The following is a 20,556-nucleotide window of genomic DNA, read 5'->3' as shown; positions in this document are numbered from 1 at the left end:
TTGGCGCGGCTGTCGGGTGGCTGGATCAGCTGTCGCGGATGAACTGGCCCAGCCGCATCCGTGCGGCATGGCCCTGCTCGGCATCCGACCGCGCCTGATCGCGCAAATGGTGATGTTCGGTCTTGCCGGTCATGAAGCCGGAGCGGAACTCGTTCATGCGTCGGGCGGAATAGTCGCTGGCTTTTTCGAGAGGCTTGCCCGCAACCCGGAGGGCTTGGGGTGCGATGCTGGCGAGGCTGATCTGGCCGGTGATATGCGTCACGGCATTCGGGATGGCCATCAGGGCGAAGATGCCCACAAAGACGATGACGAAGAAACCGAGGATCGAGCCGAGATCGGTGACCGCATCCGCATTCCGAAACACATCATGCGCGACGGTCACGACGGCAACGATGATCCCTGCGGAAGCGACCGGGTACATCAGATAGCCGATCATCGCCGAAAGCCAGGCCTCAAAGATGCCCTTGGTCTTCTCAAAGATCGTGGCCCCGATGGCGAGCGGGGCGACACCCAGAAGGAAGGCGATCATCAGCTTGGCGAAGCCGACGATGAAGACATAAACCGCCATCAGGATACCGAGGACGACATAGAGGATGGCGGCCACGAAGCCGCGCATGATCGAGGACATGGCGGACGAAACGGAGTCGACGTTTCCGGCCATCATGTTGGCCATGTCATCCATGGCTGCTGTGGCGGAGGTCGCGACACCGCCGCCGCCAAGGCGGAAGTACTCCAGTGCCAGATCGCTCAGACCATTGCTGGCGGCCTGATAGATCTGGCTGAAGTTCGACCAGGTGAGACCGAACATCAGCACCATCACGATGCGGAAGGCCAATTGCACCGCATCGCGCATGGCGATCCGGTAGACATTAAGGGCGGCATTGATCCCGACCATGACGAGGAGGAGGGCGAGGAGGCTCGTGTAGATCGGGCCGACGGCGCTGGCTGTTGCTTCGAAAAACCGTTGGCCCGCCGCGGTGATCGCTTCATCCAAAGTCGTCAGAATGGTCGAGACGCTGTCCATCAGAAGGAACCGCCACACATGGTCTCGGCGACGGGAAACATCTCGTTCGAGGCGTCGAAGACCGCCTTGGTGTCCTGCCAACTCAGACGCTCTTTTCCGGCTTCTTCGCGGATAGCAGCTGCAATGAGGTCTACGTCGGACCAGGCGGCAACTTTCCCTGCACAGGCGCAGTCGCTTGTGGCGATCACGTTCCGCACCTTCACGTAGCCATAGATATCCCGATAGGCACGGGCCTCAGGCCCCTTCTGGCTCATGGCATATTCCGGCGGCCATTGGGCCTCACAGTTCCGGAACTCTTCGTTCACCGCGCCCGGGATCGGCTGGACGTCGTCCGGCACCTCGACCTTCGGCAGGACGTTGAGGAAGGCCTCTTCCTGGGCCATGTCGGCTGGAGCAGGAGCCTCGGCCGAGGTCATCCCCGTCCACAGGGTCGCCAGGATCAGCGCAGCGCTGAAGGGCTTCTGTTGGAGCTTCCTCATTCTCATTCCTTTCGGATCACTTTGATGAACTTCTCTTCCTCGGCGGCCGTCGCGGCATCCATGACTCCGGCTTCCCCCATTCCCATGAGCTGGGCGGATTCCATGTTCCAGATATTGGCCATGGCGATGGACAGCTCGGCCGTGACCCTTGTGTTGAGGTCGATGGCCTCTTTCAGCCCTTCAGTGTCCGGGATCTCCTGGACCAGTTCGTGCACCCGTTCGAGGCTTTCGGACGCCTTGACCGAGGATGTTTCCGCCGCGGCCGACAGGAAGGCGGCCGTGTTGGCTTGCGTGCCAATCCGCGCCGCACCCGGGTCCTCGCTTTTCGCAAGCGTATCGACTGTCTTCACATCAAGTCCGACCGAGGCAAAGAAGTCGGAGACAAATTCTCCTGCGGGCTTGTCGCCGACCTTGCCTGAGGTGGTCATCAGGGCGTACTTGCCATCCCTCGCGGCGATGAGCCCGCCCGTCAGATCGGCGACATCGGGAAGGATATCGTCAAAGAAGGTTTCCGGGTCCGGTATGCCGAGTGCTTCCAGTGTCAGCCCGTTCCTCAGCGCGTCAAGCTGCGCCTTCAGGGTGGCGATCTGTTCGATCTGCTTCAGGATCTGCTCGTCCAGCTTCAGATTCGAGGCGATCATCTCGCGCACCTGGAGTTTGGCTTGCGCCAGCACCTCGCCGATCTTGGCGATGCTGGTGAGGTCAATGGTGGGCACGCCCTGGGCCGCCGCTGTCATCGGGAGCGCCAGGGATGCGGTGAGGAGAAGGGCACTGACGCCCCGGATGCGCGTAGGGATCATTCGGAACCAGCCCTTACCTTGATGAATGTTGCGTCGCGGGCATAAGCCTCGATCCAGAGCGCGTAGCGGGCCTGGTCGACCTTGACCCTTGCGGCCTTGACCCTGTCGACCATCAGCGCGATCCGCGCCACCTCGGCCCGGGCATAGCTGTTGAGATCCAGCGCTTCCTTGGCCGAACTTGTGGTCGGGATCTTCTCGATGAGGACGCGAAGCCGTTTCAGCGAGGCCTCGATCTCGAGGCTCGCTTCCATGCCATAGTGCAGCCCGGCGTCCGAGACATTGGAGGCCGTGGCGATCGCCATGTCGCGCGGATCGAAAGTGCCGACCTGATCAATGCCGCTGATCTGTCCCGCATAGGTATTGAAAAACCCGGTGATGCGGACGACGTAGTCCTGGGTTTCCTTGAAGGGCGGGATACCGCCGTATTTCGAGACATTGCCGGGACCGGCGTTGTAGGCGGCGAGCGCCAGCGGGACTGAGCCAAACTTGTTGAGCTGGGTCAGAAAATACCGGGCACCCCCATCGAGCTGCAGCATCGGGTCGTCGTAATAGGCGGGATAGATGCCGAGATCCTTTGCCGTATCCGGCATCACCTGCGTCAGGCCGAAAGCGCCGACAGGCGAGCGTGCCCCGATGGAAAACCCGGATTCCTGCTTCACAAGGCTCTGGAACCAGATGCGGAATTCGACCGGATTGAGGCCAGCCCGCGCGAGCCCCGGGTGGCCCGCGTATTTCTTCGCCGTGGCGATGATCATCTCTTCGATACCGGTCTTGCCATCCCCGAAAAGACGCGCCGCATAGGGGCTGTCATCCTCGACATCATAGAGGACTTCGGCCTCGGCCCCCGGGATCACCTCGAGATCACCGATCCAAGGCGTCTGGCCGGCCATCATCGCCAGCGTGGCGTCGAGCGCATCAAGCTGTTCCTGATGCAGCTCGGCAATCCGCGCCTTCTTGTCGGTCTCAAGCTCCCGCGCCGCGGACAAGCTGCTCATCTGCGCGATCTCGAGGCCGTGCTGGATGATCGATTTGCCGTCAGCAATCGGCACGCCGCGTGCGAGCGCCGCAAGAGGCAGAACCGTAATCATCAAGACAAGCGCCCTGACTGAGGCTGGTGATCTAACGGCAAGGAATGACATCGGCCGGCGAGCTGTCCACGCGCGAGGCAGGGTACGAAGTCGGGTTTGCGCCCTTTGTGGAACTGGTCACAGTGGAACCAGATTGCGCCCAGCAATTGGTTTTCCGGATCGGCACTTCTCCACAGCCCGCGAGCGCAACACCAAGAAAGCCCATAAGGATACTTATGTAATATATTGATTTCATTGAGTAATCATTCCTTCCAGAATTTGGGCCGCGCGGCGTAGTCGGCACCGAAGGCATTCAGACCGGCCTGCCCGCCCCCAAGTGCTGTCAGCAAAGGCCCGAGTGCCTTCAGATCGACATTGAGGACGGTCGAGCCGCCTGGAGACCGTGACAGGACCAGTCTCTGGCCGGGGATCGGGTTCAGGACGAAGTCCAGCTCGCCGTCGGTCAGGCGGAAGCTGTCATAGTCGCTCGATGCCGCTTCGCCGTTCGGGAAGAGAAGCTGGTTCGGCAGCGCTTCAAGGATCGACCGGGCTTTCGATCCCCGGATCTGGCCTGGAAACTGGGTCATCATCACGACGACGACGTTCTTCTTCCGGGCCGTCACCAGCCATTCGGCGAGCTTTTTGGCGAAATATTCATCGTCGAGAACCTTCCAGGCCTCGTCGATCAGGATCAGCGTCGGGCGCTTTTCCTCGATCAGCATCTCGATCCGGCGGAAGAGATAGCCGAGGATCGCGGTGCGCTCGGTGCCGAGATCAAGGATTTCCGTCAGGTCGATGGCCGTCACATCATCGCTGGTGAAGTCGACCACCGGCTCCTTGGCTTCGCCGAACACCCAACCGTAGCGGCCGTCCGGTCCCCATTCGCGGAGACGCTGCGCGAGATCGAGGCCATCGCCGACATCCCCGAAGAGCTCCTGAAAGCTATGGAAATTCCTGAGCCTCTCGCGTGCCTTGCCATTCTGGGCGATGGCGGATTTGAGCGCCTCCGATTGCAGGGGCGTCATTGGCCCGGAGCGGGATTCCAGAAGGGCCACCAGCCAGTCGAGAAGCCAGGCTTCCCCGCGCTCTCCGGCTTCAGTCGCGAGCGGGTTCAGCCCTGTCGGGCGTCCCGCGCGGACTTCGGCATAGCGACCGCCAAGGGCATGCACGGCCATTCTGAGACCGGCTTCCTTGTCGAAGATGATCGTCCGGCCCCCTGCCCTTTGCGCCTGGGCCGCAAGGAAGGCGACGGTCGTTGTCTTGCCCCCGCCGGATTTTCCGAGGACGAGAGTATGCCCGTTGGTCGGCTCAGCCGTCGGGTCGCCCGGTTCGTGGAAGCTGAAGCGGTGCAGCGAGCCCTGCAGCGTCTGAAAGGCCGTGATCGGCGTCGCCCAAGGCAGACGCGCCTTCTCCGTGCCAGTGTCGGCGGCGTGCAGCGCGGCCATATCGGCGAAGTTGATCGACGACACCGTCATGTCGCGCGCCCGATACTCCATGTTGCCGGGATGCATGGCGAAGAAGGCGGCTTCGAGTGCCGTGACTTCGCGCACGAGCCGCATGCCGTTCTGATGCGCGATGCCGCGGATGCGGGCGACCTCGGAGTCGAGGGCGGCCTCAGTCTTTGCGAAAACGGTGATCGTCATCTGATGCACGCCAAAGCCAAGTGCGCCGCTCTCGGCCTTGTCCGCCGCCTCAAAGAGCTGTGCCTCGACAGTGGCTGCGATGTCTTCAGCCGATCGCATCTGGGCCACGCGGCGCTTCACCCGCTCGGCGATGCTGCCCCGTTCAATCGGCGTGTAGCTGTGGGTGATGATTGTATCCTGCGTGGCCCCGAGCGCATCGAGCATGCCGGGCCAGGTCGCATTGGCATAGGATTTGACATAGAGAACGGTGGCGAGTTTCGGGGTGGACGTCCCCTCTTCGATCTCGACCACGCCCTTGCCAAACTGCACGGAGGCACCGGCGGCGTCTTCCGCAAGGAGGCAGTACGGGCTGCGCGGGTGCGCCCGCAACTCACCGGTCAGAAGCGAGGCGTAAAAGCCGATCAGGCTTCCATCACTGATCTTCATCCTGCGGGTCTTGATGCCAAGACCGGTCTCAAGGATGGAGACCACCTCACGCAGCTCTTCCAGACGCCGCGCGGTGTCTTCGCCCCAGACCCGGGCCGCAGCCTTGCCAAAGAGCGGAACAGCCAGCGGGGTCACTTGTCGCCGGACGACGGTCAGGATCAACACCGAGTCCTGCAGGTTGCGGCGGCTAAGCTCATGCCGCCAGGCCCTGTCGATGTCGGCTGCAAAGCTCAGCCCATGGATCGGCGCGATGCCGGTCTCTGCAGGACGCATCATCCGGTGCAGATAGAAGGTGAAACGCTCATCGAGCGTGTCGAGGAGATGCGCGAAGCCTGCCCGAAGGGCTGCGACCGAAGCCGCGCCTGACGTAACCCCGTCGATGCCGGTCACCTCAAGCGACAGCATCAGCGCATTGTCCCTTGTGCGGACGACCTCGTCATCAAGCTCGATGACGTAAGGTAGATGGGCGTAGATCTTTGGGTTGGCCGGGATCAACCGTCCTGCCCTGCCCCGCGGCGTCGTGCGCTCAAGAAACATGGCGCCGCCTCCGGTTCAGGATGGCCAGCGGCGTCACCTGCATCATGACGGCAAAGACATGGTGCCCGTTCGGGTTCAACTTGGTGGCAACACGGGCAAACCCGTACCAGACGGGGGCGGTCAGGAACCACCAGACCGGTTTGAACAGGATGAAGGGCAGCACGGTCATCGCGCCCACCGCCATGGCATAGGGCATCGGCAGGCCGAGAAACCTGGCTTGCCGCGAGAGCCCGAGGATGACCGCGCTTTTCTCCATGGGGCTGGCCTCGCCTCAGCTGAACGACGAACGCAGGTTGGCGACGATGGCAGGCCCTGCGAACACAAGGAAGGCGCCGACCACGACCAGCGCCACCCAGGCCCAGCTGATCCGGTTGAAGGCCGCTAGAAAGCCGGTCACCACGAAGGCGATGCCGAAAAAGGCTGTCGACAGCGTGCCGCGCAAGGAGGCCAGCAGACCAGTGGCCACCTTCTCAGCCTTTGCGAACTTTACCTGTGCCAGTGCAGGTTCCGCATGGATGGCCAGAGCCAGCCCCGCGGCCAGCGCGAGGAGAATGAGATGTGATTTCTGCATGGGGTCCTTCCGTCAGGTTTCCGCAAGAATGCGGTCATAGGTCGCGAAGACCCGTCGGACATGGGTCCGGGTCTCGCGATAAGGGGGAATGCCATCATGCTTCCGGACGGCCTCCGGCCCGGCATTATAAGCGGCCAGGGCAAGGTCGAGGCGGCCGAATGCAGCCAGTTGCTCCAGAAGGTAGCGGGCACCGCCGTCAAGGTTCTCGATCGGCTGGCCCGCATCGACGCCAAGAGAACGTGCGGTGCCGGGCATCAATTGGGCAAGACCGATTGCTCCGGCGGAGCTGACAGCTCTCTGTGAATAGTTGCTTTCGACCTTGATCATCGCCTGAAAGAACGCGGCCCATTCCCTGGGAGAAAGATCAATCTTAGCCAGGGCGGGATGATCCTGATACCGGGCCGCGACAAGCCGGATTGCGGGCAGCACCTCGGCCGGTGCCGCGATGCCCTTGGAGCTATAGGAGACCTCGGTCGTTGCCCCTGCCCCTTCCCGGACTTGTTCTTCCGTATCCGGACGCGCCGGAACAATCAGCTTTCCCTGGCCGTCATAGCGTAGGACTGATGCCTCAAGTGAGGCGAATTCGATCTCCGTTCCCTGCCCTTCCGGTTCATTCCACCGGATCACGTCCGCCTGCGAGGCTCCGCATGCCACGCCGCACATCGCCAGCGATAGCAGGCACGTCGAGATGATCGAGGGCGAGCTTCCCGAAAGCGAGACCGAACATGCCAATCGGCGAGTTGACCACCCGTTCCCGGGCCAGAGCCGTGACCAGCATGAAACGCTCACCGGCACTGTTGACCACATAGAACAGCCATTCGCCGGAAAATCGCCCCTCAGGGTCCGGCGCCGAAACACACTCGATCTCAACTGTCGCTCCCTCAGTGGCCGCCATCTTGCGGAAGTCACGTTCCAGCAAGACGGGCAGCGCACGCCGTTTCGTCGTCATGGGATCCCCTCGGGTTCGATCTCTCGGGGATCGTTGTAGCGGAAAGTTTTCCGTGCAGCGATGCCTAACAGAAAGTATGGCGCATACAACGTAAAAATGACAAATACGATGAAATAAGTCTGAAATGGCGTTCGAAAAGGGTCGCACCTTGTCGGCCAGAAGAGCAGGCGGCTGCCGGAGGAAGGATCAAATTTGCCAATTAAATCCGATGGCCGAAATGCTTTGCACGGCCAGCGAAACAAGGGAAATTGCCCCCCAGTTCCGCTGCCGATCCGAGGACGGCTCTTGCGCCAGGTGGGCGTGCTGCGTGTCGCATTCGCCGTCGCAACCTGCGCCCCTTTCGGTGTGGTCCCCGCCTCAGCACAACCCGAAGTGATTCGTTGCCTGCCACCCGAAGCACCGATGACCGATCTGCCTGTCGACGTCCTGGCCGAGTACCGCATGGAGATCGCCGCAGAGTTCGAGGCGTATTTCTCGTCGATCACGGAACACATCGCCTGCCTCGATGAAGAGCGCGCCCGCGTCCTGCACGAGGCTCGCGCCGCGACCGAGGCCTACGCCCGTCTCATCAGCACCATCCCCGCCGGAAAGGACCTTCCGTGAAACGTCACCTCCCTGCCCTGCTTCTCGGTATCGGGCTTTCGACCGCCGTCGTCTCACCGGCCGCTGCCTACCCGGTCGACTGCGCAATCCTGCTCTGTCTCGCAGGGGGCTGGCCGGCCTCGATTGAATGCACTCGTGCCCGCGCGGTCTTCATCCGGCGCATCACGCCCTGGCCGATCGAGCCGCCGCTGCAGATCTGGAATTGCCCGATGCGGGCAAGTTTCCATGGCGAGGTGAAACCAATTGAGCACCTGTTCGACATCGCAGTTCGTGGTGGGCCGGTGCCGATCGACTCAGTTCCGGAAACGCCCCTGGCCCTGCAGTTCGTCCAGGGGCGGGCGGATGTTGATATCTCTGACCCTTCGTTTGATTTCGTGCGGTCGATCCGCGTCTTCGAAATCACCTATCAGCAACACCGAAATCGGGATGGCGGCTGTAAAAGTTCAGAAAGCGTCTATCTGGGCTCCTATGGCGCACAAGGCAAATACCACCGTCGCCGAAGCAGTGTGTCTGCTGTGCCAGCCACGTCAGATCTCTCTGTCCCGGCGGATTGTCTCGGCTACCGGCACCGGTCCGTGTTCGTCGAATGGCGCGATGCCAAAGGCAGCTACGGACATGAGGAGGTTCACTACTGAGACCCTTAACGACCTTCCGCTCCTGCAACGATCGAAAGACCGCCCTCCCCAGAAACGGAAACGACGCCAGACCATAGGCCCGACGCCGCACTGATTTCCTCGTGGTAGTGGGAATCTAGCGCGAGCTTTGGGTCCGTTCAACCGGCAAACACTTTTGACGGATCGATTCTTTGTACCTTGCGGTCTGGTGTCGCCCCAAGACGGAACGACACATCATGGAAATCACCACCGGCGCCATCCTGCGCCGCATCACCGAAACACCACTTTCCACAGCGGCGCACAAGCTTGCGACCATCATCCTCGACGGGATCGCCTGGAAAGACGGCTACAACGGACTTGAGCGCGGGACGGCCGCCTTCACGCTGGCGCATCTCGCCGAGAAGATGGGGGTGTCACGACAGCATCTGACGGCACTCTTGGCCGAGCTCGCTGCGTCCAGCCTGGAACTCGTCCGGTGGAAGCCGAATGGCAAGTTCGCGCCGTGGCTCTTCCGGTTCGGGGGGCAAGACGATGTCGATGCGTCGCCAGATGTCGTGTCATCCCCAAGCGACACATCACTATCTAGAGAGTCTAAGAACAAAACTATCTTCGCGGGGAGGATCAAGATTGCGGAGGGAACCAACGTTTACCGAACGCCGTGGGCGGCCCTGATCAAGGCTGCGAAGGCGTCGCTCGCTTGCTGGAACGTCGACACACAAGTCATTTGGGAGCGCTTCCTTGCATTTAACCGGTCGCGTGGCAATGCGGCCGTGCCAGCGGGGTTTCTTCTGGGCTTCATGCGCCGGTGGCGGACTTCGCCGGATGCCCCACTGAAACGCGATGCATATGCAACCCCGATGCGCGCATTGAAGCCGGAAGACTTGGAACTGCAGCGACTGATTTCGGCAGCGCCCAGCAAGAACTGGCAGTTTCACGCGGCGGATTTACGCAGACTAATCGGTCAAATTGCCTATGATGCTCGTGTCGCCAGAATGGAGGGCCAGTTCGGATGTCCGAGGTTCGCTGCTTCACTTGCGGTGCACGGACTAGCCGTACTCGCTGGCGAGATTGCACAGTAGAGAGAAGAGACCTGATGGCGAAAGCCGAAGGTGTAATACGTAATTGACGACAATAGCATGGTCTCTTCACGGAAGCTCACTGCCAAGAGCAATCCAGCAAGGTGAACCGCACCGGGTTCTCCGGAGGCTGATTTCGGTTAGTTACGCGGCCATGGGTTCTGTTTCCAGAGTTGCGTAGAAGTTTGCCTCGGCTTCTGCGGGCGGGATGTTCCCGATCGGCTCGAGCAGGCGGCGGTTGTTGAACCAGTCGACCCATTCGAGGGTTGCGTATTCGACGGCCTCGAAGCTGCGCCACGGGCCACGGCGGTGGATCACTTCGGCTTTGAAGAGCCCGTTGATGGTCTCGGCCAGCACGTTGTCGTAGCTGTCGCCGACGCTGCCCACCGAGGGTTCGATGCCCGCCCCGGCCAGCCGTTCGCTGTAGCGAATGGACAGATATTGGGCGGATTCAACCGGTCGTCGCAACACCTTCGATCATATCCTGAATGAGCAGCCGGTCGAGAGCTTTGGCTGGTGTTTGCCATCCCAGTGTTTTCCTGGGGCGCGTGTTTAGCGCGTGGGCAACGGCATTCAGCTCGTCTACGCCGTGTTGGCTGAGGTCCGTGCCCTTGGGAAAGTATTGCCGGAGCAGACCGTTGGTGTTCTCGTTGCTGCCACGTTGCCAAGGGCTCTGAGGGTCGCAGAAGTAGATTTCGAGACCGGTGTCGATCCGCAGCTGCGTGTGTTGGGCCATCTCGGCCCCTGGTCCCAGGTCAAAGAGCGGCGCAGGTGGGCAGGTAAATTGTTGATCGTCGCGGCAATGGCATCTCGGACATAGGTCCGGTCGCTGGCCTTGAAGCTCGTCTCGGTCACCGTGACCAGCCTGGCGTCGCGGATCTCGCGGGTGCTTGTCGGGCGGATGAGCCAGGCGTGGAAGCCGGAACGCGAGACCTCCAGCACATCGCACAGCCAGCTGACTGGCCAGTTGTGGCGATGCCTGGGCGCCGTCGCGGTGGGCGCAAACGTGCCATGGGAACGCAGGCCCCGGTGGTGCCGCCACTGCTGCCAAACCAGCGTTGGTCACTGGATTTTGTGTCGGATCAGCTGACGGATGGCCGCCGGTTCAGGATCCTTACCGTGGTCGATGACCTGCCTTGAGTCGGTTGACTGCAACAACATAGGGTGCATGGATCGCCCAATCGGCAAATGGCACTACAAGCCCAGCATGACGCCCGTGATCCAACGGTCGAGTGATCAAGCGTGCGCTATTGACAGAATCTCTCTCATATAAATCGTTGGCGACCGCCAGCTCCCCGATCTTCGCATGAAGCGCCCGCACCGTATCCTCATCGACTTCGGGAGCCTTCTTGCCGCCCCGATCGAAGATCTCCGCCGCGCCGTCCAGCAAAGTTTTCTTCCATTGATGGATTATCGTCGGATGCACGCCGTATTCGGCGGCCAGTTCCGACACCGTGCGCTCGCCCTTCACGGCCTCCAGCGCCACGCGGGCCTTGAACCCCGCATCATGGTTCCTGCGTTTCGACATGTCCTGATCTCCTCGCTCTTGGAGACCAGCAGACGTCAGATCGTAGCTTCCGTCACTGTCCGATTTTCGGGGAGTAGCTCACTACATCGCCACAGTTCTGGCCGGTATCCGCCGCAAGCACGGCCGCCCGCCCGTGCAGAAGGAAGCGATCCTGCCCGAGGATCTGCGCGACATGCTGGCCACCCTGCCCCATGACCTTCGCGGCCTGCGTGATCGCGCCATCCTGCTGATCGGCTTTGCCGGCGGACTGCGCCGGTCCGAGATCGTCAGTCTGGACCACGGCAAGGACGACACGCCCACTTCTGGCGGCTGGGCAGAGGTGCTGGAGGATGGTGTGCTGATCACCCTGCGCGGCAAAACCGGCTGGCGCGAGGTCGAGATCGGACGCGGCTCGGCCGACCAGACCTGCCCGGTCCATGCCCTGACGCAATGGCTGCACTATGCGAAAATCGATTTCGGCCCCCTGTTCGTCGCGGTTTCCCGTAACGGGCTCAGCGCCACGTCCGAGCGGCTTTCCGACAAGCATGTCGCTCGGCTGATCAAGTCTTGCGCCCGCTAGGCGGGCCTGCGCCCCGATCTGCCAGAGGCGGAGCGGATCCGGCTCTATTCCGGCCATTCCCTGCGCGCGGGCCTTGCCAGCAGTGCCGAGGTGGATGAACGCTATGTTCAAAAGCAGCTCGGTCATGCCAGCGCAGAAATGACCCGCCGTTACCAGCGCCGCAGGGACAGGTTCCGCATCAACCTGACCAAGGCCGCGGGGTTGTGACGGGTCAGGCGTCGTTGGGATAGGGCCAGCAGGTTCTGAGGCGCGTGCAGGATGCGAAGAATTTCGTGTGCCTGCCCTTCCAGCCGATGGATCACCAGATGCGACCGCCTAGGATGCGCCCATCTTTACCAGACATCACCCCCATTCATGCAAAGGGGTTCACAATCCGCAGCCTGCCTTCCACAAGCAGGCCATCTTGCATGTCCTCGGTCCACAATGTGGTGCAACCCGCAACCAAGGCGCTGGCCACGATCATCGCATCGTAAATCGAGAAGCCGTAGCGCTCCGCCAAAGCGCGGCCGACGTCATGGGTCCGCAGGGTCAGTTCTTCGACGGGACACAAGGCGCGCACGCCCTCAAGAAACGCCCTGGCCTCCTCCCAACTGAGACCGGCCCTGCGGCGGCAGTTCACCAGCGTCTCGCTCAAGACCTGTACGCTGATCCGGGGCCCCTGCCCGAGAATGACCTCGGCTCGGTCCGCCTTCGGGTCGCTATCAAGCAGGTAGAGGACAACATTCGTGTCCGCGAATTCAGCGCTCATGCGTGTCGTCGCGGCTCAGGCGTTCCGCTGCAGGCAGCTTGCCGCGGAAGCGACGCAGACCTGTCAGCACCTCATCCGCGCGCGCCAGACGACGGACCCTGATCTGTGTGTCATCCTTGACCAGATCAATCTGATCGCCTTCCTTGAGGCCAAGTTCCCGGACAAGCTGCGCGGGCAAACGGACGGCAAGCGAGTTGCCCCATTTTGCGACCTGCATCGTGACCTCCTGTCTGGATATACTTGGGATGATGTATATCAGAAAGGTTGCAAGGACAAGTCTGACGCTCTGCCCCGGCTATGCTTGTGCGTGACGGAGTGGCTGACACCAGATTTAGAAACAACTTGCACGAATCTGACTCCTCCGGCAATAGTCACGGAAAAGGGCGCCTAAACGCCGAAATCCGTGAACACGTTTCGGTAAAGAATCGGGGCCGCGCGAGGGCAGATGAGCGGATCCGATACACAGGAAGACCTGAACGCCGCGATCTGTCAGTACTCCGAGTTGCTGGCGGCGCAACTGCATTCGCAGCGTGAAAGCCTGTTCCCCCCCGACGCGTCCAAATCCATGCGCAAATTCACCTCTGGGGAAGCTGCTGCACTGCTGGGCGTCAACGACTCATACCTCAGAAAGCTTCACCTTGATGGCAAGGGGCCATCGCCGGAAGTCTCATCGGGGAACCGGCGGCAATATTCGGCTGAAGACATTCATAACTTGCGGGTTCTGTTGGAAAAAACGGCTCGCCGACCCGGAGACTACTTGCCCGGTCGCCGCGCGGGCGATCACCTTCAGATCATTGGCGTGATGAATTTCAAGGGTGGTAGCGGCAAGACGACTTCCTCGGCGCATCTCGCTCAACGGTTGGCGCTCAAGGGGTATCGTGTCCTGGCGATCGACCTTGACCCGCGGGCCTCGCTGACGGCCCTGCATGGGGTTCAGCCTGAATTTGACCCTGTCGATGGCGGCACACTCTACAATGTGATCCGGTATGAAGACCCGGTTCCGATCGCAAAGGTCATCCGCAGGACATACATCCCGAACCTCGATCTGATTCCCGGCAACCTCGAACTCATGGAATTCGAGCACGAGACACCGCGGGTCCTGTATCGCGGCAATGCGGGCCTGTTCTTCTTCCGGGTGAAAGAGGCGCTGGCGCAGGTCGATGAGCAATACGACGTTGTCGTTATCGACTGTCCGCCGCAGCTCGGGTTTCTGACCATATCGGCGCTGTCGGCCGCGACAGGCGTTCTAGTGACGATTCATCCCGAGATGCTGGACGTGATGTCGATGAGCCAGTTTCTCAGAATGACGGCCGACCTGATGGACGTCATTGCCGACAGCGGTGCCGACATGTCGCATGACTGGATGCGGTATCTCCTGACCCGCTACGAGCCGACGGACGCACCACAGAACCGCATCGTCGACTTCTTGCGGACGATGTACGGCGACAAGGTCTTGAACGCGCCGATGCTCAAATCGACGGCCAGCTCGGATGCCGGGCTGACCAAGCAGACCCTTTATGAGGTCGAACGGAGCCCCTTCACCCGCACGACCTATGACCGGGCCATTGAAAGCCTCAATGCGGCCAACGACGAGATTGCCCAGCTTATTCAGAAAACCTGGGGGGCGCTGATGACCGACAGCAAGAAAAAGCGCATGTCCATGCTCGACAGTCTGGCGGCGGCGGGGACGCCCCCTGCCCCCGGCAGCATGATGTCAAGTAATCGTGCCCTGCGTTCGGCGCGTGACGCCGTGGATGCCCACCACGTTTGGGAGCTTGATCCTGCCGATATTCAGGACGAGAGATACTCGGATCGTCTCGACCCGAAGGATGTGCAGGATCTTCGAGCGTCAATAGAACAAAACGGGCTGACCGAACCCAGCCTAGTCTTGCCGCCAGTGGACCTCTGGCGTGGCACCAAGCCAAGCCAGGCGGCAAAGTTGCGCCCGCTGTCGAACGTGTCGAGATCCGGTGCAAACGCCGCGACGGCGCCTGCGGTGACAGGGCCGATCCCCGGGATCGTGCAGAGCCGACGCAAGTGAGCATCCGTCTTTGATGCCGCTTCGAGTTCACCCGCCAGCTGTTCGATCACTTCCGTCAGCCTGGCGATCTGGTCGAGATAAATCGCTCCCATCTCCCGGACCTGGACCGGCAGAACGCTGGTCTCTTCGGCCAGCGCGTTCTCGAGCACCTTCAGGCTCGCCGGCCCTTGCGGCGCCACCAGCCCAAACTCAGCCAGATGCCCCCGCAGCGCATTGATGAGCTGTGTGCGCTGCCTGACCAAGCATTGGTGGGTCCGAAAGGCTACTGCCCGGCCCTGCGTCTCGGCACTCTTCACAGCCACGAAGCGCATGGTGGGGCGCGAGGCCGCCTCCGCGATGGCTTCAGCGTCCGCTTTGTCGTTTTTCTGGCGTTTGACAAACGGCTTCACATACGCCGCCGGCATCAGGCGCACCTCATGACCATGGAACTGCGCCACCCGGCCCCAGTAGTTTGACGTGGCGCAGGCTTCCATCGCCACAATGCAGGATTGCTGCGCGGCCAGAAGCGCCGCCAGGCGAGTCCGTGACAGAACGCGGTTGTATAGAACCGCCCCATCCAATCCAATTGCGCAGACTTGGAAACTGCCCTTCGCCAAGTCGATCGCCAGCATGCTGATCGGTCTCGTCATCGATGTGCCCTCCCTTCGGTTGCGGTGAAACCATCATGGCATAAGTGATGCCGTTGGGTGGGGGCATCCACCGCATCAGTTCAAACCCACCCTTGACCCCAGCCTGATCCGAAATCCATAGTCAGAGGTGGCTCACTTCTCGATGGAAAACCCGGCTCAGTTCTGGGTGAAAATCAACAGCAGGCCGCTTTCGGGGTTTCCGAGCGCGATCTGACCGTTCTGCAGGGGCTTCTCAGCTTCTTTCCGGAAGATGCGCTTGGCGGGAATACAGAAATGCTCGTCTTCCCGTCCAACAAGGCGATCTGTGAGCGGCTGAATGGCATGCCCTGCTCGACGATGCGCAGGCACCTCGCCCGCCTGGTCGAGGCTGGCTTGCTCCGCCGGCGCGATAGTCCAAACGGGAAGCGCTATGTCCGCAAGCACGGCGAAGAGCGCGTGGCCTTCGGCTTCGACCTCTCGCCGCTTTACTGCCGCTCAGAGGAGATCGCGCGGGCCGCAGAGGCCGTGCGTGAGACAGAGGGGAAGTCGCGGCGCCTGAGAGAGATCGTGAGCCTCATGCGCCGCGATCTCGCCGCGCTGGCAGAGTTCGGGGAGGAGATCCAGCCGGGGCTTGGGCTCTGGGATCAGCTTCGGGATGCAGCCAGTCTCGCGGCTCGTGGCCTTCGCCGCAAGCTTTCCCTTGAGGACCTTTCTGCGTATCGCGCAAGTCTTGAAACTCTCCTGGACCGGGCTCGCAGTGTCATTGATGGGCCTGAAACAGAGAAAATGAACACCGATGATGCCCGATTTGAGCGTCACTATCATAATTCAAATAAAGACTCTATTGGTCTTGAACCAGCCTTCGAAAAAGGCGGGGTGGCGGCCGGTGCGCCAGATGATGAAACAGACGCGCATGTGACTGAGTTGCAAGAGCCGGATACAAGACGGGTTCCAAACATCCCGCTCCATCTGGTGATTACAGCCTGCCCTTCCCTCAAGACTTTCTACAGTGGCGATGTCCGGCACTGGCACCAGCTTTTCGATGCGGCGTGTCATGTCCGGCCTGCCATGGGGATCAGCACCTCCGGCTGGGAAGATGCACAACGGTTCATGGGCCTGAGCAGGCGTCGATTGTTCTTGTTGCCATGCTGGAACGCTTTGCCGACATCCGATCGCCCGGCGGCTATCTTCGCGCACTGACATCCAAGGCGGCGGCGGGCGAGTTCTCCTGTGGGCCGATGATCATGGCGCTGATGTCACGACGGAGCGCGGCGTGATGTTCACAGCTGTGAACTCCTTCCTCTGTTTGATGGGTAAGGGGCAGGGAAGGTCAACAGGACAACGGGAAGTGAAATCCGGAGAGTGGCTTTCGGTGCCTGTCGTGGTGAAGATCTGATGTCCGAAGCAGTCCACAACGTCAGTCTGCCCCGCCGAGGATCACGCCTCGGCGGAAAACATGGGGTGCATTGTCATGAGTGACCAGTGCCACGATCCGGATGGTCTGCGTAATGTGCGTATACCTGCCGCCCCACAGGTCGGCCCCTGCCAACGCGATGCACAGAAAGAGGTAACTGGGCCAGTCTGCCTGGGCATGATCCACGGTGATCACTCGCAACCTGACGCGGGCTTGACCGAAAAATGACGTCCAACGCCAAGGCTTTGCAGGTTGCCTGTGCCATTGCGACTGAGGAACAGGGCGTCGAGCCCCGTCTGCTGTGCAAGGCGTGCACCCGCATCGACGCCCAGAACCATCAATGCTGTTGCCCAGGCATCAGCCTCAGCGCAGCTGGGCGCGATCACCGTTACGGATGCGGGAGAGTTGGGAAGCGGTGCACCGCGCGCGGGGTCCATTGTGTGCGAAAGCTTGCGACCCCGCACCGTGACCCAGAGGCGATAGTCGCCCGACGTGGCCACTGCGGCTTCATGAAGCGACAGGATGGAATGGGGCGCACGGCGGTTATGGTCGGGGGCCTCAACCGCGAGGGTCCAGGGGGCGCCGTTAGGCCGAAGACCCATGGCGCGCATCTCGCCGTCAATGCCAACCAGCGCGGCGTGGATGCCATGCTCACGCAAGACTTCGGACAGACGATCCACGCCGTAGCCTTTGGCGATACCGTTCAGGTCCAGCGTGATGGGGGCTGTCTTGCGTGCCCGGTTGCCGTCTAGCTCTACCCCTTCGTGCGCGGGGTGGGGGGGGGCCTGCATCGCGGCGCGGATGGCCTGCGGATCGGCGGCGCCGGGGCCGAAACCCCAGGCGCGCACCGCATCGCCCATTCCGATGTCAAAGGCCCCGCCAGAGGCGCGTCCTATGGCCAGCCCAAGCGCCAGAACGCGGGTCAGATCGGGAGGGATGTCCCGCCATTCCCCTACCGGGGCGGCGTTCAGGCACATCAGATCGCTGTCGGGCTTCCAGGTGGACATTTGCGCATCCACAGCATCCACCGCCGTCTGCAACGCTGTCTGCAACGGGGCAGGGTCAAATCCCAGAGGGGCAAAGAACAGTGCGCTCCAGCGGGTGCCCATGGTCGGGCCGTTCAGCGCATGGCGGGCTGGCTTAGTAGACATCTTCGATATAGCGCCCCCCGGATTTGAGCATTGCGGACGTCAGGCCCATGGGTGCCAGAATATCCTCCAGTGCGCGGGCGACGCCTTGCGCCATGTCACGCCCGCCGCAGACCATGATTCTCGCGCCCTGTCGGATCGCCTGGGCCACCAGTGGCGCCTCGGCCCGGAGCGCATCCTGCACATAGTGCGGCCGCGCCCCGCGCGAGATGGCGGTGGAAAGGCGGGTCAGCCTGCCCTCGGCCTGCCATGCCGCCAGATCGTCGCCATAGAGGAAGTCGCTGTCCGGGTGGCGCATCCCGAATACCAGATGCACAGGGCGGCGGCGGGCATTGGCGCGGATGATCCCGGCCAGCGGCCCGATCCCGGTGCCAGCCCCGATCAGGATCAGGGGGGCCCGTCCCTGCCCGGCATGGAAGCCCGGATTGCGGCGCAGGAAGGCCTGCACGGCTTCGCCCGGTTCCAGCGCCAACATTTGGCCGGAGCAGAGACCGCCGGTGTGTTTCTTCACCACGATTTCGACGAAACCATCGTCGCTGCCCGAGGCAAGCGAGTAAAAGCGCGGGAGGGCCGAACCTTCGGGCAGGATGCCCAGAAGGTCGCCCGCCTGAAACCGCGCAAAGCCCTGTCCGGTCAACCGTGCCCAGAGCGATACTTTCGGCAGGGCAAAGCGCAGGATTGCCGTCGGGGCCTGCACCTCAGCCCCATAATCGCGGCGCGAGATCAGCCTGAGGCTGTGGGCGTCAGGGCGGGCGGGCTGATGGTCAAGCGCAAGCGGCATCCCCAGCGCCTCTCCCAAGGCCCGGCCCCAGCGCGCAAAGTCCTGCGGCGACTGCCGATCCACAGTGTCCATGGGCAGGAGGGTGGCCCAGCCTTTGGCGCGGGCGGCTTGCTCCACCTCAGCTGCAAAAGCGCAGAAGGCGGGAAAGCTGCGGTCGCCGAAGCCGAGGACCGCCAGCGCGGCCGTAGGTGCCTTGGGCAGGCGGTCCAGCCGGTCGAGGAACCCCTTGGCCGAAGCAGGGGCGTCACCTTCGCCATAGGTTGCGGTCAGGATCAGGACGCGTTCAGCCAGCGGGTGGTGGGCCGGATCGAAACCTGACATCGGCGCGACATGCACCGTCTGTCCTCCATCTTTCAGGGCATGTGCCAGCGTCGCGGCGAAACCCCAGGTGCTGCCCCCTTCGGAGCCGACAAGGATCACGTTCTGTGCGCGGCCCGCCGGTGCATTGTCGCGCAGCCGTGGCCGCCCCCGCCGACCGGCGGCCCAGATCAGGGCGCCGGTTGCCCCCATGACCGGAACGCTCAGCGCGATCAGGCCGAGGATCAGCCCAAGGACCGCCGCGCCCTGACCGGTGTGCAGCATGTAGATGGTTTCCGAGAGCTGCTGCCAAGGCGTAAGGTCTGACCACGACAAAAGCTCGCCGGTCCCTTGGTCGATCAGGCCGGTGCCCGCATCGGTGGACAGGGTGAACACATCCTGCGCATCGCCCGCGTAGGGAAAGCTCAGCTTGCGGAACGTGTGGACGGGCACATCGCGCAGCGCGGCCATCCGCTCCAGCGGGAAGGCCATCTGTCCGCTGACCGCCGCAGGATCGGCCAGGCGCTGTGCGCCATCGGGCAGAAGGTCAAAGGTCGAGGCTGTCATCCACAGCGCCGTTGCAGCCGACAGGGAAAGCCCCAGAACCGCAACGCGCGCCAGTTCCACATGCAGCCGCCCGGTCAGCGGCCCGCGCAAGCGCGCGAACCAGTGCCGCCAGCCGCCCGTTCTCCGCGCCACAAGGGCAGCCCCCGACAGGGCCAAGACCAGCATCGCCGCCGCGCCTGCGGCCATCACCAGCCGTCCGGCATCGTCCAGAAACAGCGATCGGTGCAGATTGGTCAACCAGCGTTCCAGCGGGTTTGGATCGGCCGATCCGACATCCGCGCCCGTCGCAGGGTCGATCACAGCCGATCCCGGCGTGCCACCGTCGAACCACCAGGCGGTGATGGTGCCGGACGGTGCGCGCCGGATTTCTTCCAGCCCCGGATGGGTGGCGGCAACACGCACGGCCAGATCGGCCACGCTCTGTCCCGCGACGGCTTGCGACGCTGCAAGACGTTCGGCCATGGGGAAGACCGACAGCGCCGCACCGCTGAGCGCGAGGACGGTCACAAGGACAAGGGCCAGCAACCCCGGCCAGCGGTGAAGCGCGCGGATCATCGGTCCGTTCCCTTACTGATAGGTGAAGCTGGAAATGTAACGGCGGCCAGCCACGGGCGTGCCCGCACCAGCAGTGGTCAGGGGCACCGCGATCTCGTTCGGGCTGTCGCGCATGTCCTCGACCGCGGCGTCGATGTGCAGCGTGTAGCCCGCGTCGAACAGCGCATCGGCCAGGTCAAGCGTGATTTCAAGCTTCCGGCCCGCGCCGACGCTGGCCCCGGTGATGCCGTTGATCTGAGCGAGGTCGCCCCCCGCGGCGGCATACCAGTCGCTCAGATGCGCATAGTATTTCGACTTTCCGCCAGCCATCCAGAGGCTGCCGACATAGGCGTCCAAGGCATCGGTGACATAAAGTGCCAGATAGGCGCCATCGCCGCCATAGCTATTCATGGTGGTGGTCAGCGTCACGGGCCGGGCCATCGCCAACCCCGGCAGGGTCAGCGCGGTGGTCAGGGCAAGGGTCGCGAGAAGGGATTTCATCAGGTTTCCTTTCGGTGATGCGCACGCCCCAATGGATCGGG

General features: G+C 62.4%; 19 protein-coding genes and 7 pseudogenes. 7 read left to right on the top strand and 19 right to left on the bottom strand.

Annotated features, from left to right (window positions below):
• Positions 1-25: 25 nt before the first annotated feature.
• From D2N39_RS20830 to D2N39_RS20790, 9 genes are all read right to left on the bottom strand, one after another.
• Positions 26-1,042 carry a type IV secretion system protein gene (locus tag D2N39_RS20830; RefSeq protein WP_147373532.1) on the bottom strand — a complete coding sequence of 339 codons (1,017 nt, stop codon included), beginning with the start codon at positions 1,040-1,042 and terminating at the stop codon, positions 26-28.
• Positions 1,024-1,503 carry a hypothetical protein gene (locus tag D2N39_RS20825; RefSeq protein WP_119136696.1) on the bottom strand — a complete coding sequence of 160 codons (480 nt, stop codon included), beginning with the start codon at positions 1,501-1,503 and terminating at the stop codon, positions 1,024-1,026. The genes D2N39_RS20830 and D2N39_RS20825 overlap by 19 nt, the downstream gene beginning before the upstream one ends.
• Before the next feature lie 2 nt (positions 1,504-1,505).
• Positions 1,506-2,303 (bottom strand): type IV secretion system protein, encoded by a 798-nt coding sequence (locus tag D2N39_RS20820; RefSeq protein ID WP_119136695.1) that lies wholly within the window; start codon positions 2,301-2,303, stop codon positions 1,506-1,508.
• Complete coding sequence (locus D2N39_RS20815; protein WP_158589893.1) at positions 2,300-3,391, bottom strand: lytic transglycosylase domain-containing protein; 1,092 nt, start codon at positions 3,389-3,391, stop codon at positions 2,300-2,302. The genes D2N39_RS20820 and D2N39_RS20815 overlap by 4 nt, the downstream gene beginning before the upstream one ends.
• 242 nt (positions 3,392-3,633) lie before the next feature.
• Positions 3,634-5,976 carry a VirB4 family type IV secretion/conjugal transfer ATPase gene (locus D2N39_RS20810; protein ID WP_119136693.1) on the bottom strand — a complete coding sequence of 781 codons (2,343 nt, stop codon included), beginning with the start codon at positions 5,974-5,976 and terminating at the stop codon, positions 3,634-3,636.
• On the bottom strand, positions 5,966-6,232 hold the full coding sequence (locus D2N39_RS20805) for a VirB3 family type IV secretion system protein (RefSeq protein WP_108129919.1): 267 nt from the start codon (positions 6,230-6,232) through the stop codon (positions 5,966-5,968). Before D2N39_RS20805 ends, D2N39_RS20810 begins: the two co-directional genes overlap by 11 nt.
• 15 nt (positions 6,233-6,247) lie before the next feature.
• The gene (locus tag D2N39_RS20800; RefSeq protein ID WP_119136692.1) at positions 6,248-6,547 is read right to left on the bottom strand and encodes a TrbC/VirB2 family protein; all 300 of its coding nucleotides are present in this window, start codon (positions 6,545-6,547) and stop codon (positions 6,248-6,250) included.
• Positions 6,548-6,559: 12 nt separating this feature from the next.
• On the bottom strand, positions 6,560-7,174 hold the full coding sequence (locus D2N39_RS20795) for a lytic transglycosylase domain-containing protein (protein WP_233557343.1): 615 nt from the start codon (positions 7,172-7,174) through the stop codon (positions 6,560-6,562).
• On the bottom strand, positions 7,158-7,496 hold the full coding sequence (locus D2N39_RS20790) for a hypothetical protein (protein ID WP_119136690.1): 339 nt from the start codon (positions 7,494-7,496) through the stop codon (positions 7,158-7,160). Before D2N39_RS20790 ends, D2N39_RS20795 begins: the two co-directional genes overlap by 17 nt.
• A gap of 402 nt (positions 7,497-7,898) precedes the next feature.
• Between D2N39_RS20790 and D2N39_RS20785 the strand changes: the two genes are divergently transcribed.
• The 3 genes from D2N39_RS20785 to D2N39_RS20775 all read left to right on the top strand — a co-directional run bounded on the left by D2N39_RS20785 (position 7,899) and on the right by D2N39_RS20775 (position 9,792).
• Positions 7,899-8,099, top strand: a complete 201-nt coding sequence (locus D2N39_RS20785) for a hypothetical protein (protein WP_119136689.1) — start codon at positions 7,899-7,901, stop codon at positions 8,097-8,099.
• Positions 8,096-8,734: a hypothetical protein gene (locus D2N39_RS20780; RefSeq protein ID WP_233557340.1), complete on the top strand. Its 639-nt coding sequence runs from the start codon at positions 8,096-8,098 to the stop codon at positions 8,732-8,734. The genes D2N39_RS20785 and D2N39_RS20780 overlap by 4 nt, the downstream gene beginning before the upstream one ends.
• 215 nt (positions 8,735-8,949) lie before the next feature.
• The gene (locus D2N39_RS20775) at positions 8,950-9,792 is read left to right on the top strand and encodes a hypothetical protein (protein WP_119136688.1); all 843 of its coding nucleotides are present in this window, start codon (positions 8,950-8,952) and stop codon (positions 9,790-9,792) included.
• Between the two features lie 141 nt (positions 9,793-9,933).
• Here the strand turns inward: D2N39_RS20775 and D2N39_RS20770 are convergent.
• The 3 pseudogenes from D2N39_RS20770 to D2N39_RS23715 all read right to left on the bottom strand — a co-directional run.
• Positions 9,934-10,236, bottom strand: a pseudogene (locus D2N39_RS20770) (integrase core domain-containing protein); the annotation flags it as partial.
• Between the two features lie 4 nt (positions 10,237-10,240).
• A pseudogene (locus D2N39_RS20765) lies at positions 10,241-10,605 on the bottom strand (IS30 family transposase); the annotation flags it as partial.
• A pseudogene (locus tag D2N39_RS23715) lies at positions 10,606-10,770 on the bottom strand (IS3 family transposase); the annotation flags it as partial.
• Positions 10,771-10,773: 3 nt separating this feature from the next.
• On the opposite strand from D2N39_RS23715, the pseudogene D2N39_RS20755 reads away from it, so the two are divergent.
• Positions 10,774-10,920, top strand: a pseudogene (locus D2N39_RS20755) (IS3 family transposase); the annotation flags it as partial.
• Here D2N39_RS20755 and D2N39_RS20750 read toward each other — a convergent pair.
• Positions 10,904-11,317, bottom strand: a complete 414-nt coding sequence (locus D2N39_RS20750) for a transposase (protein ID WP_119136687.1) — start codon at positions 11,315-11,317, stop codon at positions 10,904-10,906. The pseudogene D2N39_RS20755 and the gene D2N39_RS20750 overlap by 17 nt on opposite strands.
• An 82-nt stretch (positions 11,318-11,399) precedes the next feature.
• Between D2N39_RS20750 and D2N39_RS20745 the strand changes: the two are divergent.
• Positions 11,400-12,083, top strand: a pseudogene (locus D2N39_RS20745) (tyrosine-type recombinase/integrase); the annotation flags it as partial.
• Positions 12,084-12,228: 145 nt separating this feature from the next.
• On the opposite strand, the gene D2N39_RS20740 reads toward D2N39_RS20745, so the two are convergent.
• Together D2N39_RS20740 and D2N39_RS20735 are read right to left on the bottom strand one after the other, a co-directional pair.
• Positions 12,229-12,624 carry a PIN domain-containing protein gene (locus D2N39_RS20740; protein WP_119136686.1) on the bottom strand — a complete coding sequence of 132 codons (396 nt, stop codon included), beginning with the start codon at positions 12,622-12,624 and terminating at the stop codon, positions 12,229-12,231.
• The gene (locus D2N39_RS20735; protein ID WP_119136685.1) at positions 12,614-12,841 is read right to left on the bottom strand and encodes an AbrB/MazE/SpoVT family DNA-binding domain-containing protein; all 228 of its coding nucleotides are present in this window, start codon (positions 12,839-12,841) and stop codon (positions 12,614-12,616) included. Before D2N39_RS20735 ends, D2N39_RS20740 begins: the two co-directional genes overlap by 11 nt.
• Before the next feature lie 228 nt (positions 12,842-13,069).
• On the opposite strand from D2N39_RS20735, the pseudogene repA reads away from it, so the two are divergent.
• Positions 13,070-14,248, top strand: a pseudogene (repA, locus tag D2N39_RS20730) (plasmid partitioning protein RepA); the annotation flags it as partial.
• A 167-nt stretch (positions 14,249-14,415) separates the two neighbouring features.
• On the opposite strand, the gene D2N39_RS20725 reads toward repA, so the two are convergent.
• Positions 14,416-15,276 carry an IS110 family RNA-guided transposase gene (locus D2N39_RS20725; RefSeq protein WP_233557337.1) on the bottom strand — a complete coding sequence of 287 codons (861 nt, stop codon included), beginning with the start codon at positions 15,274-15,276 and terminating at the stop codon, positions 14,416-14,418.
• Positions 15,277-15,465: 189 nt separating this feature from the next.
• Here D2N39_RS20725 and repC point away from each other — a divergent pair.
• Positions 15,466-16,550 (top strand): annotated as a pseudogene (gene repC / locus D2N39_RS20720) (plasmid replication protein RepC); the annotation flags it as partial.
• Positions 16,551-16,878: 328 nt separating this feature from the next.
• On the opposite strand, the gene D2N39_RS20710 reads toward repC, so the two are convergent.
• The 3 genes from D2N39_RS20710 to D2N39_RS20700 are packed head-to-tail and all read right to left on the bottom strand — an operon-like array spanning position 16,879 to position 20,515.
• On the bottom strand, positions 16,879-17,847 hold the full coding sequence (locus D2N39_RS20710) for an FAD:protein FMN transferase (RefSeq protein ID WP_119136683.1): 969 nt from the start codon (positions 17,845-17,847) through the stop codon (positions 16,879-16,881).
• The gene (locus D2N39_RS20705) at positions 17,828-20,035 is read right to left on the bottom strand and encodes a PepSY domain-containing protein (RefSeq protein ID WP_119136682.1); all 2,208 of its coding nucleotides are present in this window, start codon (positions 20,033-20,035) and stop codon (positions 17,828-17,830) included. Before D2N39_RS20705 ends, D2N39_RS20710 begins: the two co-directional genes overlap by 20 nt.
• 12 nt (positions 20,036-20,047) lie before the next feature.
• Positions 20,048-20,515, bottom strand: a complete 468-nt coding sequence (locus D2N39_RS20700) for a DUF2271 domain-containing protein (protein ID WP_119136681.1) — start codon at positions 20,513-20,515, stop codon at positions 20,048-20,050.
• Between the last annotated feature and the right edge of the window lie 41 nt (positions 20,516-20,556).

Source organism: Gemmobacter lutimaris, assembly GCF_003570715.1.
Lineage (GTDB): Bacteria > Pseudomonadota > Alphaproteobacteria > Rhodobacterales > Rhodobacteraceae > Gemmobacter > Gemmobacter lutimaris.
The sequence above is the reverse complement of the archived record's forward strand: the minus strand, read 5'-3'. Positions and strand labels throughout refer to the sequence as shown.